Origin of the sequence: Kribbella sp. NPDC050820 (assembly GCF_040653975.1) — a bacterium.
Lineage (GTDB): Bacteria > Actinomycetota > Actinomycetes > Propionibacteriales > Kribbellaceae > Kribbella.
Map to the genome: position 1 here is coordinate 1 of NZ_JBFAHB010000040.1, position 12,332 is coordinate 12,332.

Below are 12,332 nucleotides of genomic sequence, written 5' to 3' on the forward strand. Positions count from 1 at the left end.
GACGGGCGGGGAAGCGGAGAGGCGGAGCGCGCAAGGGGCGGGGCGGGATGCGGCTGGGGCGTGGCCCGTCCGGCGGCGCCGGCTGGCGGCACCGGTGGCAGCGGGACTGGCCGTTGCTGCTGATGGTGCTGCCCGTGGTCGTGCTGCTCGCGGTCTTCCACTACCTGCCGACCCTGGGCAACGTGATCGCGTTCCAGGACTACTCGCCGTACGTCGGGATCCGGGGCAGTGAGTTCATCGGCTTCGCCAACTTCAGCCGGATGTTCTCCGAGCCGGCCTTCTGGCAGTCGGCGGCCAACACGCTGACGATCACCGCGGTCCAGCTGGTGTTCTTCTTCCCGATTCCGATCGCGCTGGCGTTGCTGCTGAACAGCCTGCTGTCGAGCAAGCTGCGCAACGTCATCCAGGGCATCGTGTACCTGCCGCACTTCTTCTCGTGGGTGCTGGTCGTGTCGCTGTTCCAGCAGATGATCGGCGGCGCCGGGCTGCTCGCGCAGTCGCTGCGGGAGAACGGGCACCAGGCCGTCGACCTGATGACCAGGCCGGACACGTTCATCCTGCTGGTCACCGCGCAGTCGGTCTGGAAGGACGCGGGCTGGGGGATGATCGTGTTTCTCGCCGCGTTGTCGACGATCAACCCGGCGCTCTACGAGGCCGCCGCGGCCGATGGCGCGAACCGCTGGCGCCGGCTCTGGCACATCACGCTGCCGGGACTGCGGCCGGTGATCGTGCTGCTGCTCATCCTGCGCCTCGGTGACGCGCTGACGGTCGGTTTCGAGCAGTTCATCCTGCAGCGCAGCGCGGTCGGTGCGGATGCCGCCGAGGTGCTCGATACGTACGTGTACTACCAGGGCCTGCTGGTCGGCGACTTCGGGTTCGGCGCCGCTGCCGGCCTCTTCAAGGGTGTCGTCGGCCTCGTCCTGGTCCTGGTGGCCAACCGATTCGCCCACCTGGTGGGCGAGCAGGGGGTGTACTCGCGCCGATGACGACAAGAGCTGTCTGGGAAGAAGAGCCGACTGTCGTCGGCCGGGTGGGCAAGCCGGTGGTGCTGGCCCTGATCGCGTTGGCGGTCGCGTTTCCGCTGTACGTCGTGGTCGTGACGAGTCTGTCAAGCACCGAGGCGGTGACGCGGGCCGGCGGGTTGGTCGTCGTACCCCGGGACCTGACGATCGCGGCGTACGTGCAACTGCTGTCGGGTGGCGTGGTCACGCGGGCGCTGGTGATCAGTGTGCTGATCACGGTGATCGGTACGGCGTTCAGCCTGTGGGTCACCGTGCTGGCGGCCTACGGACTGTCCCGGCCGGGGTCGTTGTTCCACCGGCCGTTGCTGTTCGTCGTGTTGCTGACGTTCCTGTTCGGGCCCGGGATCATTCCGAGCTACCTGCTGGTGAACTCGCTCGGGCTGATCGACAGCTACGCGTCGCTGATCCTGCCGACCGCGGTGTCGGCGTTCAACCTGATCGTGATGCGGGCGTTCTTCATGGCGATCCCGGCCGAGCTGATCGACAGTGCGCGCATCGACGGAGCGGGTGAGTTCGCGATCCTGCGCCGGATCGTGATGCCGCTGTCGAAGGCGGTGGTGGCAGTGGTCGGGCTGTTCTACGCCGTCGGCTACTGGAACGCGTTCTTCAACGCGCTGCTGTACCTCAACGACAACAACAAGTGGCCGTTGCAGATGGTGCTGCGGACCTACATCGTCGAGCAGCAGGCACTGCCCACCGGCGCCGGCGGAGTGGCCAGTGGCGTCGGCCTCGGCCTGGCGCCGGCGCCAGGCCTGGCGATCAAGATGGCGATCGTGGTGATCGCGATCGTCCCGGTCCTGCTGGTCTACCCCTTCATCCAACGCCACTTCACCAAGGGCGTCATCATCGGCGCGGTGAAAGGCTAGGGGCATGACGCGACTGTGGTACGGCGGCGACTACAACCCGGAGCAGTGGGACGAGACGGTGTGGAAGGAGGACGTCGACCTGATGCGTCAGGCCGGCGTCAACCTCGTCACCGTCGGCGTCTTCGCCTGGTCGAGTCTGGAGCCGACGCCCGGGGCGTACGAGTTCGGCTGGCTGGACCGGGTGCTCGACCGGCTGTACGACGCCGGCGTGAGCGTCGACCTGGCCACGCCGACCGCGTCACCACCGCCGTGGTTCAGCCGGTTGCACCCGGAGGCGTTGCCGGTGACGGCCGACGGCGTACGGCTGATGCATGGCAGTCGGGACACGTACTGCGCTTGTGCACCGGCGTATCGCTCAGCGGCCGCCGGGATCGCGCGGGCGTTGGCTGAGCGGTATCACGACCATCCTGCGCTGGCGATGTGGCACGTCCACAACGAGTACGGGACTACGTGCTACTGCTCGTTGGCGGCCGAGCGGTTCCGGTCATGGCTGCGTGAGCGGTACGGGTCGCTCGAGCGGTTGAACGGTGCCTGGACGACCGCCTTCTGGAGTCAGGGGTATGCCGACTGGCAGGACGTGCAGCCGCCACGTCGTACGCAGTACCTGGTGAATCCGACGCAGTACCTGGACTACCGGCGGTTCTGGTCGGACGAGTTGCTGGCGGCGTATCTCGAGCAGAAGGCCGAGCTCCGGGCGCTGTCGTCGTTGCCGATCACCACCAACTACGTCTTCGGTGGTTGGGTGCCGGTCAACCACGCGCAGTGGGCGGCCGAGGTCGATGTCGTTGCCATCGACCACTATCCCGGCCGGACCGACCTCGGTGCCGAGGAGCAGACCGCGTTCGGCGCCGATCTCGCCCGGTCGTGGGCCGGTGGGAAGCCGTGGCTGCTGATGGAGCAGGCCGCGGGCGCGTTGAACGACGGGCAGCGACTGCACCCGAAGGAGCCGGGGCGGATGGCGCGGCACAGTTTGTCGCACATCGCGCGCGGGTCGACGGGAGCGCTGTTCTTCCAGTGGCGAGCATCGCGGGGTGGGGCGGAGATGTACCACTCGGCTCTGGTCCCGCATGCAGGTCCTTCGTCGCGGATGTTCAAGGAGGTCGCCGCGTTGGGAGGGGTGCTGCCTTCGCTCGCCGAGGTGGCGGATGCTCCAGTGGTTGCCGACGTCGCGATCCTGTGGGACGTCGAGTGCTGGTGGGCGATGCAGGGGACGCATCTGCCGTCGGCGTCGCTGGATTACCTCGCGGCCGTGGAAGATGCGCATCGACACTTCTGGCGTGCCGGGGTGACGGTCGACTTCGCGGCACCTTCGGCGGACCTGTCGTCGTACAAGACAGTCGTGGTGCCGTCGCTGTACTTGATCAGCGACGAGGCGGCCGCGTCACTCGCTGCGTACGTCGAGGGCGGCGGGCAGTTGGTGGTCGGGTACTTCAGCGGCATCGTCGACCCCGACGTCCAGGTCCGGCTCGGTGGGTATCCGGGCGCGTTCCGGGAGTTGCTCGGGGTGCGGGTGGAGGAGTTCCATCCGCTGCCGGCCGACGGTGAGGTGCAGTTGTCGTCGGGTGGGCGCGGGCGGTTGTGGAGCGAGGACGTGGAGGCGGTGTCGGCCGAGGTGGTCGATCGGTACGTCGGGGGAGTGCTCGACGGGAAGCCGGCGATCACCCGCCGCGAAGTCGGCGACGGGACGGCTTGGTACGTCTCGACCGCGATCGACTTCGAGACGGCCGCCGGCATCTACGGTCTCTCGCCGTCAGCCGTGGAGACGGTACGGCGACGCGCCGGCGGCACCACGTGGACCTTCTACTTCAACCACGGTGAGGCGCAGGTCGACGTACCCAGTGATGGCGTCGAGCTGATCTCCGGCGCTCGCGTGGAGGGCACGTTGTCGTTGCCGGCTGGAGGTTACGCCGTCGTGCGGTCGCCGTGAGGCGCTTCGCAGGTGCTGGCCCGGGCGATGACCTTCGGCGGGAGCAGGGTCAGCTCGGGGACGGCGCTGCCCTCGAGCTTCGCGATCAGCGACTCGACCGCCTGCTCGCCGATCCGCTCGGCCGGGATGGTGACCGACGAGAGTTGCGGCACCTGCCGCTCGGCGACGTCGTCCGCGCAGATCGCCATCAGCGACATGTCCTCGGGGACGCGGCGGCCGAGACGGCGGAGCACGTCGAGCAGCGGGCCGATGATCGGCTCGTTCTGCACCACCAGTCCGGTGATGTCCGGGTGGTCGTCGAGCAGTTGCTCGACCGTGCCGAGGATCGCGTCGAAGGTGTGCTCGCACGGTGTCTCGACCCCGAGGATGCCGCGCCGCTCGGCGGCCTCCGCGAACCCGGTGAGCGTGCGTTGCGCGAAGCCGGTCTGGCGTTCGTAGACGGCGGACGGCGTACCGAGCAGGGCGAGCGAGCGGTGCCCGAGATCGGCCAGGCGGTCGACACAATGGGCGCCTGCGGCAACGAAGTCGAGGTCGATGCAGGTCAGCCCGTCGGCGTCGGCCGGATACCCGATCAGCACCGACGGCATCGGCAGCTCCCGCAGCACCGGCACCCGCTCGTCGTGCAACTCGACGTCCATCACGACCAACGCATCCACGAGCGAGCTCTGCGCGACCCGCTCGAGCCCCTCCGGCCCTTCGTCGGCGGTCAGCAGCAGTACGTCGTGGTCGAACCGACGGGCCGCGGTCACCACAGCCGTCGCGAACTGCATCATCACCGGGACGTGCATGCCGGTGCGCAGCGGGATCACCAGCGCGAGCACGTTCGACCGCTGGCTGGCGAGCGCGCGCGCACTCGCGTTCGGCCGGTAGCCGAGCGCGCGGACGCTGCGCTGCACGCGGTCGCGGGTATCGGACGAGATCGACCGCTTCCCGCTGAGCACGTAGGACACCGTGCTGGCCGCGACCCCGGCATGCCGGGCGACGTCCGCGATCGTGACCATCGTGAGAGCTCCTTCTCCTGGTGGTGGACCCAGTCTGACCAGTCGAAGCGCTTCGACTTGAACCAACAGCGTCGAGTCGAAAACCTTGTGTGTCAAGTCTCTTACGGGGTCAGGCGGAAGATGCGGGCGCGGGGTTCGGAGAGCGCCTCGGGGCAACCGGTCGCGGGCGGGCGAGGGTGATGCCGAGCAGGACCAGCGCCATCCCGAGCCACTGGGGGAAGGCGAGCACGTCACCGGACAGCGTCAGGCCGAGCAGTGCGCCGGTGAGCGGGTTGAGCAGGCCGATGAGCCCGACCGTCGCAGTCGTGAGGTGGCGCAGGCCGACGAACCAGGCTGTGAAGGCCAGCGCGGTGGCGATCAGGCTGACGTAGGCGAAGGCGGCGTACGCCGGTCCGTCGAGGGCTGGTGGTGGACCTTCGATCACGACTGCGAACGGGATCAGCACCAGGCCGCCGGCGATGAGCTGCCAGGAGGTGGTCGCCAGCGGGCTGCCGGTGCCGCCCCACTTCTTGGCCAGCACGTAGCCGCAGGAGGACATCGTCATCGCGGCAAGCGAGGCCGCGACGCCGCGGAGGTCGACCTCGGAATCCCCGGCGCCGAGCATCAGGTAGACGCCGGCGATCCCGGCCGCTGCGCCGATGAGGACCGGCATGGTCGGGCGCTCGGCCAGTAGTGCCCACGCGAAGCCGGCCATGGCGAGCGGCGACGCGGACATGATCGTCGAGGCGAGGCTGACCGGCAGCAATTGGGCTGCGAGGTAGATGAGTGCGAAGAACGCGCCCATGTTGCAGATGCCGAGCAGGAGCGATCGCCACCACCACGCGCCGCGGGGGAGCCGGCGGGCGATGCACAGCAGGAGCAGTCCGGCGGGCAGTGCGCGGACGACACCGCCGTACAGGGGATAGCCGGCCGGCAGGTACTCGTGGGTGACGAAGTAGTTCGTGCCCCAGGCGATCGGGGCGATCGCGGTGACGAGTGCCCAGCGGAAGGTATTTTCCATGGAAACTATTGTATCTTCCCTGGAAGATATACTGCGAGTCGTGACCGAAGACCATGTGGCGCGGATCCAGGCGGAGTGGGCGATCGAGCGGCCGGACGTCGACACCGGCCCGCAGGGTGTGATCGGCCGGCTGCACCGGATCGCGAACCACCTGACCGGCGAGCTGACCCTGCTGTACGCGAAGTACGGGCTGTCCGAGGGGGAGTTCGACGTACTCGCGGCGTTGCGTCGGGCCGGCGCGCCGTACGAGCGGGCGCCCGGTGAGATCGCGCTGCACACGATGGTGACGACCGGCGCGGTCACCAAGCGGGTGGACCGGCTCGAGCAGGCCGGCCTGGTGCAGCGGCGCCGCAGCGATGACGACGGTCGAGGTCGTGTTGTCCGCCTGACACCGGCCGGGCGGCGGTTGTTCGATCGGGCGTTCACCGCCCACATGGCCAACGAGCGACGGCTGCTGGACGCGCTCGACCCGGACGACGCCAAGCAGTTGGAGCGGCTGCTCACCACCTGGCTCGCCGCCCTGGAGCCGCCGAGCGCCGGCGGGGAAAAGCATTTCCGGTAGATTCTCCGGCGGGGACCCGAGGGAGGTGCTGATGGCACGGGTGACGATTCGGGAGATCGCCCGCCGGGCAGGGGTGTCGAAGGGGGCGGTCTCGTACGCGCTGAACGGTCAGCCCGGCGTGTCCGAGGAGACCCGGGCGAGGGTGCTCAGAGTCGCCGAGGAGCTGGAGTGGGTGCCGAATCCGGTCGCCCGGCAGCTGTCCGTCGCGCGCAGTGAGACGTTCGGGCTGATCCTGGCCCGGGCGGCGCAGACGCTCAGCGAGGAGCCGTTCTACATGGCCTTCGTCGGCGGGCTGGAAGGAGTCCTCAGCGAGCGGTCGTACGCGTTGGCGCTGCGGACCGTGCCGGGCACCGAGGAAGAGCTCGCGGCCTACCGGAAGTGGTCCCGGGAGAAGCGCGTGGACGGCGTCGTCGTGGTCGACGTCAAGGCGAACGACCCGCGCATCCCGCTGCTGAAGCAGCTCGAGCTGCCGACGGTCCTGGTCGGCGACCCCGCGCTGGCCGACGGCCTGACCTGCGTCTGGACGGACAGTACGACGGCCATGACGCAAGCCGTCGACCACGTCGCCGAGCTGGGACACCAGCGCATCGCCCGAGTCGCCGGTCCGCCGGACCACGGGAACGTCTGGATCCGGGACCAGGCGTTCGCCGCGGCGACGCGCCGTACCGGGATTGCCGCCGAGGTCGTGCACACGGACTTCTCCGGCGACCAGGGCGCGGTCGCGACCCGGCAGCTGATGTCGGCGGAGACGCCGCCGACCGCGATCATCTACGACAACGACCTGATGGCGGTCGCGGGCCTGTCGACGCTCGGCAACCTCGGGGTCCGCTGCCCGGACGACGTCACGCTGATCGCCTGGGACGACTCGGCGCTCTGCCGGATCACGCACCCGACGCTGACCGCGATGAGCCACGACGTCGTCGGGTACGGCGCCGAGGTGGCGACCCGCTTGTTCGGCCTCCTCGAAGGAGCCGAGCCGGCCGCGCATCTCTACTCGACGCCCTACCTGCAGGCCCGGCAGAGCTCCGGTCCACCCCCTTGCAGGTGAATCGCAAGCTGCCCGGACGACCGTAGGAGGATGACGACTGTCCGGGTGCTTGGCTCGCTGGAGCTGGAAGCGGACGGCGTAGAGGTGGTGCTCGGGGGACGGTCGTACGACGATTCCTCGCCGCCCTCGCGCTCGCCGAAGGTGGTCCGATGCCGGACGACCAGCTAAGAGGCCGCCTGTTCTGGTGGGAGGATCCGGAGCGCGCCGCGGCGCTGCTGGCGACGGTGGGGAGGGGTGGGTAACCTTCCCTGGTCGTCGGTCGAGCGGATAGGAGATGATGCCCCCCGTGACCGGACCACGTAGCCAGGACCCCAAGGACCGGCTGAGCCCCGCGGAGGCCGACCCGTCCGTTGCGGGCCTGACCGTGGGCCTCGGTGGGCCGATGGGCCGGTTCGCCAAGCTGAGCTCGTCCTGGTGGACACCGCTGCGGATCGCGCTCGCCGTGTGTACGCTCACGTTCGCTCTCGGTGTGCTGCAGAAGGCGCCGTGCATGGAGGCGGGCTGGGACCGGCAGAGCTGGCGGCCGTTCAAGGCGCTGTGCTACTCCGACATCGGCTTCCTGTACCAGGAGCGCGGGTTCGCCGAGGGCAACCGGCCGTTCCTGGACACCGGCAACTACCCGGTGCTGGAGTACCCGGTGCTGACCGGCGGGTTCATGGAGGTCGCGGCGCAGATCACCTGGGTGATCACCGGCGACCCGAAGCAGGATCTGACCGTCGAGGAGAAGCGCGACACCGCGGGTGTCTTCTTCGTGGTCAACGTCGTGTTGCTGTTCCTGTGCGCGCTGCTCATCGTCGGCCTGACCGTCGCGACCGCGCGCGGCGTCGAGACACGCCCCGGCGCGGCCCGTGGGCAGCCGTTGGACGCCCTGTACGTCGCCGCCGCGCCGGTGCTCGCCCTGACGTCGACGATCAACTGGGACCTGTTCGCGGTCGCGCTGACGGCCGGCGCGATGTTCGCCTGGTCGCGCGGCCGGCCGATCTGGTTCGGCATCCTGCTCGGCCTGGGGACGGCGGCCAAGTTCTACCCGTTCCTGCTGCTCGGGCCGCTGCTGATCGTGTGCATCCGGGGCCGGAAGCTGTGGCCGTGGTTCCAGGCGACCGTGGCCGCGATCTTCGCGTGGGGCCTGGTGAACGCGCCGATCTACCTGCTGGCCAAGAACGAGTGGATGTCGTTCTGGACGTTCAACGACCAGCGGGAAAGCGACTACGGCTCGATCTGGTACGTGCTGAAACTGGCCAAGCACGAGGTCGCCGACGTCAACCAGCTGAACATCGTGATCTTCGCCGGGCTCTGTCTGTCGATCGCGATCCTCGGGCTGATGGCGCCGCGGCCGCCGCGATTCGCCCAGCTCGCCTTCCTGGTCGTGGCGGCGTTCCTGCTGATCAACAAGGTCTACTCACCGCAGTACGTGCTGTGGCTGCTGCCGCTGGTGGCGCTGGCCCGGCCGCGGCTGCGGGACTGGCTGATCTGGCAGGCCTGCGAATGCTTCTACTGGATGCTGGTCTGGATGCATCTGGCCCAGTTCCTCGCACCCGGGAACCCGGAGCAGCCGGACCGGATCTACTGGCTCGCGGTGATCCTGCGGATGGCCGGAACGCTCTGGCTGATGCTGGTGGTGGCGCGCGACATCCTGCTGCCGGAGAACGATCCGGTCCGCCAGGGTGACGTGATCGACGACCCGAGTGACGGGGTCAAGCCCGACGGTCTGGTGCCGGCTAGAGCCTGAGCTTCGACACGTCCAGGTTGCCGCCGCTGACGATCGATGCCGTGGTCCCCTCGAGCTGAATGCTGCCTTCCAGCAGCGCGGCGAACGGCGCGGCCGCGGCCGGCTCGAGCGCCAGCTTCGTGCGCGACATCACCAGCTGGGTGGCCTCCAGGAGCGCGTCTTCACGCACGCGGACGACGCTGTCGACGTACTGCTGGATGATCGGGAAGTTGCGCGTGCCGCAGACCGGCGCGGCCAGGCCGTCGGCGATCGAACGGGCGGTCGGCAGCTTCTGCGGCTCGCCGGCCGCGAGGCTGCGGCTGACCACGTCGGCCTGCTCGGGCTCGATGCCGATCACCTGGATCGCCGGCTTGACCAGCTTGACCGCGAGGGCGACGCCGGAGATGAGTCCACCGCCGCCGACCGGGACCAGCACGGTGTCGATGTCGGGACGGTCGGCGAGCAGTTCCAGACCGAGGCTGCCGTGGCCGGTGATCACGTCCTCGTCGTCGAACGGGTGCACACCGGTCAGCTTCCGCTCGTCGCGGATCCGCTCGTACTGCGCCATCAGGTCGCCCTCGACCAGCTCGACGGTGGCGCCGTACCCGCGCGCCGCCTCGATCTTCGCCGGTACGGCGGTCTTCGCCATCACCACCGTGGCCGGGACGCCGGCGTCCCGGGCCGCCCAGGCGAGCGCGCCGGCCGCGTTCCCGGCCGAGACCGTGATGACGCCGCGCTCGCGCTCCTCGGGGCTGAGCCGGAGCAGCTTGGTGAGCAGCCCGCGGACCTTGAAGCTGCCGGTCTTCTGGAACAACTCGGCCTTCAGCAGAATCGTCCCGCCGAACCGCTCGTCCAACGCGCTCGACGTGAGGACCGGCGTGCGGTGGATCCGCCCCTCGAGCTGATCGGCGGCCTGCTGAATATCCTCGAACGTCGGCATGCCCCGACTCTATTTCTCCACCGAGGGCGGAGACCGCCGGGGGCTGCGAGCTAGAGGTGGTTGGTGACTGCGGTGGCCAGTTTGCCGACTGCTTCGGGGGCCTGCGGGAAGAACAGGTACGGCTCGATGAGCTCGAGCTCCATCAGCAGGAACCGGCCGTTGACGACCAGTCCGTCGACCCGGGCGTAGAGCGGTCGGCCCGCTGCGGCCAAGACTGCCTGGGCGCTCTCGAGTACGGCGGCCGACGGGTCGGCGGTGGTCGCGGTCCCGCCGTACATCAGCTGCACCCGGTAGTCACCAGCCACCGGGCGCTGGACGACGGCGTGGCTGAACTCGCCGTCGATGAAGACGAGCGACCACTCGCCGTCGGTCTGGACCTCCGGCTGGAACGGCTGGACCAGGTAGACGGTGTCCGGGAGGTCCGCAAGCGCCTGGTCCAGCTCGGCCGATCCGGCGAGGCCGCGGATCGTGTGCGAGGCGCCGGCGCCGACCGTCGGCTTGATGACGACCTCCTGGCCGGCGAGCCCGGCCACCACCTCGCGCAGGCAGTCGCCAGCGGCGATCTGGGACGGGACGATCGCGACCCCGCGCTCCCGCAGTTCGAGCAGGTAGCGCTTGTCGCCGCTCCACCGGACCAGACCGGTGTCGTTCAGCATCGGCACACCGGCCTTGTCGACGACAGCGAGCCACTCGGTGAACTCGTCGTACCTCAGGTGGTAGTCCCACACCGACCGCAGCAGGACGGCGTCGTACGAGGACCAGTCGACCGAGGGGTCGGTCCAGACCTCGGCGACCGGGTCGAGCCCGGCGGCGCGGAGGGCGTCGAGGAGCGGCAGGTCGTGTTCGTGCAACTCGGGATGCTCGGCCGAGGTTGCGAGGGCGATGCGTTTCGTCACGCCGTTCAGTGTTGGCGGGCACCGGTCAACGCGTCAAACTGCTTTCCCGCAGTCACCCGGTGACGGATCGTGAGCACTGTGACAACGATGACAGCCGCGCCGAGGTAGCTCAGACCCTGCCGGGTGTCGTGCCCGAAGCTCGCGTAGGCCAGGTACGACGCGAGTGGTACGGCGAGCCACTCGGGCCGGCGGGCGAGTGCTGCGAGCGCGATCAGGGGCAGGCCGTACCAGGGGTAGGTGGGGGTCGCGATCAGCAGCGCGGCGCCGTACAGCCAGCAGCAGGTGAGTGCGATCGGCTGCCGCCGGAGCGCGAGGACGGCGAGGGCGACCACGAGCAGGCCGGCGACCAGCAGACGAGGCCCAGGAGGCAGCAGGAGCGCGAGAATCGCCGATCTCGAGCTGCCGTCGGAGAAGCCCTCCTGGGTCAGGTAGCCGGGCAGGAAACCGAGCACCAGCGCGCCGGCGGCGGCCACGTGCGGGAGGTACGAGCCGATGAAGGTGCCAGCGGCAACGATCGCCTGCGGTCTCGTGAACGCGGGCAGCAGGAGGAGTGGCAGGAGCTTCACACTCGCGGCCGCGCCGAGCAGGATTCCGGCCAGCCTCGGGCGGCGGACGGTGGCCACGACGGCAGCGACGATCAGGAAGGCCGCGAGTACGTCGACATGCGCCGCGTTCCCGGCTTCGAGTGCGATGATCGGTGACCAACCCCACAACGCAGCCCAGCGTGGATCGCGGCCCTGTACTGCGAGTAGCCAGGTGAGTGCAATCGCGAGCAGGGCAGCGGCGATCTGGAGACCGAGGGTCCCGGCAGACCACGGCGTGACGAAGGCGACGGCGGTGAAATAGGCCTGGGCGACCGGCGGATAGATGGTTGGCACCTGTGGGCGGTTGATCCGTGTCCGGGGGTCGTCGGCAGTCACTGCGCCGGAGAGCCGCGGTGGACCGGTGACACCTGACTTCTGCTCGGGCGACAGTCCCGGGAACAGCACCGGATCGCGCAACCTCGCCAACGAGTCGTCCAGCGGCACGTGCGAGTACGGCGAACTTCCGGACAGCTGGACCCGCCCGTCCCAGACATAGCGGTAGGCGTCCGTGCTGGTGATCGGCGGCTGCGTGAGCCCCGGCAGTTGGCAGAGTGCCGCAACCGCCACCACGCCGAGCACGCTGAGCCCCTTGCCAAACCGCCAGACCACAACCACCACCAGCAGACTGCCGCCCGCAAGCACCGCGTTCGGCCACCACTGCCACGCGGTGGCCGCGATCACTGCCACGCTGACCGCGACGGCGGCGACCCCACCGACCACGTGCCGGGGCGCTGACGGCTTTTGTCGCCGCTGGCGTGCTACAACCCGCCAGTGATCA

General features: G+C 69.3%; 12 protein-coding genes. 7 read left to right on the forward strand and 5 right to left on the reverse strand.

Going from position 1 to position 12,332, the window contains the following annotated elements; all coding sequences use genetic code 11:
• The first annotated feature begins 122 nt into the window (after window positions 1–122).
• The 3 genes from AB0H36_RS28775 to AB0H36_RS28785 are packed head-to-tail and all read left to right on the forward strand — an operon-like array spanning window position 123 to window position 3,815.
• Window positions 123–986, forward strand: a complete 864-nt coding sequence (locus AB0H36_RS28775) for an ABC transporter permease subunit (protein WP_360530315.1) — start codon at window positions 123–125, stop codon at window positions 984–986.
• The gene (locus AB0H36_RS28780; RefSeq protein WP_360530117.1) at window positions 983–1,888 is read left to right on the forward strand and encodes a carbohydrate ABC transporter permease; all 906 of its coding nucleotides are present in this window, start codon (window positions 983–985) and stop codon (window positions 1,886–1,888) included. The genes AB0H36_RS28775 and AB0H36_RS28780 overlap by 4 nt, the downstream gene beginning before the upstream one ends.
• Before the next feature lie 4 nt (window positions 1,889–1,892).
• Window positions 1,893–3,815, forward strand: coding sequence for a beta-galactosidase (locus tag AB0H36_RS28785; RefSeq protein WP_360530120.1), 1,923 nt, complete (start codon window positions 1,893–1,895; stop codon window positions 3,813–3,815).
• On the opposite strand, the gene AB0H36_RS28790 is transcribed toward AB0H36_RS28785, so the two are convergent.
• Together AB0H36_RS28790 and AB0H36_RS28795 are read right to left on the reverse strand one after the other, a co-directional pair.
• On the reverse strand, window positions 3,791–4,816 hold the full coding sequence (locus AB0H36_RS28790; RefSeq protein WP_360530123.1) for a LacI family DNA-binding transcriptional regulator: 1,026 nt from the start codon (window positions 4,814–4,816) through the stop codon (window positions 3,791–3,793). The two genes, AB0H36_RS28785 and AB0H36_RS28790, sit on opposite strands and share 25 nt — an antisense overlap.
• 109 nt (window positions 4,817–4,925) lie before the next feature.
• A complete protein-coding gene (locus AB0H36_RS28795; RefSeq protein ID WP_360530126.1) occupies window positions 4,926–5,816 on the reverse strand; it encodes an EamA family transporter in 891 nt (296 codons plus the stop codon).
• A 40-nt stretch (window positions 5,817–5,856) separates the two neighbouring features.
• Between AB0H36_RS28795 and AB0H36_RS28800 the strand changes: the two genes are divergently transcribed.
• The 4 genes from AB0H36_RS28800 to AB0H36_RS28815 all read left to right on the forward strand — a co-directional run bounded on the left by AB0H36_RS28800 (window position 5,857) and on the right by AB0H36_RS28815 (window position 9,155).
• Window positions 5,857–6,378, forward strand: a complete 522-nt coding sequence (locus AB0H36_RS28800; RefSeq protein WP_360530129.1) for a MarR family transcriptional regulator — start codon at window positions 5,857–5,859, stop codon at window positions 6,376–6,378.
• A 31-nt stretch (window positions 6,379–6,409) separates the two neighbouring features.
• A complete protein-coding gene (locus AB0H36_RS28805; protein WP_360530132.1) occupies window positions 6,410–7,426 on the forward strand; it encodes a LacI family DNA-binding transcriptional regulator in 1,017 nt (338 codons plus the stop codon).
• Between the two features lie 30 nt (window positions 7,427–7,456).
• The gene (locus AB0H36_RS28810) at window positions 7,457–7,594 is read left to right on the forward strand and encodes a hypothetical protein (RefSeq protein ID WP_360530135.1); all 138 of its coding nucleotides are present in this window, start codon (window positions 7,457–7,459) and stop codon (window positions 7,592–7,594) included.
• Window positions 7,595–7,703: 109 nt separating this feature from the next.
• Window positions 7,704–9,155, forward strand: coding sequence for a glycosyltransferase 87 family protein (locus AB0H36_RS28815; protein ID WP_360530318.1), 1,452 nt, complete (start codon window positions 7,704–7,706; stop codon window positions 9,153–9,155).
• Here the strand turns inward: AB0H36_RS28815 and AB0H36_RS28820 are convergent.
• The 3 genes from AB0H36_RS28820 to AB0H36_RS28830 are packed head-to-tail and all read right to left on the reverse strand — an operon-like array spanning window position 9,145 to window position 12,274.
• Entirely contained in the window at window positions 9,145–10,074 is a 930-nt protein-coding gene (locus tag AB0H36_RS28820) for a threonine/serine dehydratase (RefSeq protein WP_360530138.1), read from the reverse strand. The genes AB0H36_RS28815 and AB0H36_RS28820 overlap by 11 nt on opposite strands.
• A gap of 50 nt (window positions 10,075–10,124) precedes the next feature.
• Window positions 10,125–10,970 (reverse strand): hypothetical protein, encoded by an 846-nt coding sequence (locus AB0H36_RS28825; RefSeq protein WP_360530141.1) that lies wholly within the window; start codon window positions 10,968–10,970, stop codon window positions 10,125–10,127.
• 5 nt (window positions 10,971–10,975) lie between these two features.
• Window positions 10,976–12,274, reverse strand: coding sequence for a glycosyltransferase 87 family protein (locus AB0H36_RS28830; protein ID WP_360530143.1), 1,299 nt, complete (start codon window positions 12,272–12,274; stop codon window positions 10,976–10,978).
• Between the last annotated feature and the right edge of the window lie 58 nt (window positions 12,275–12,332).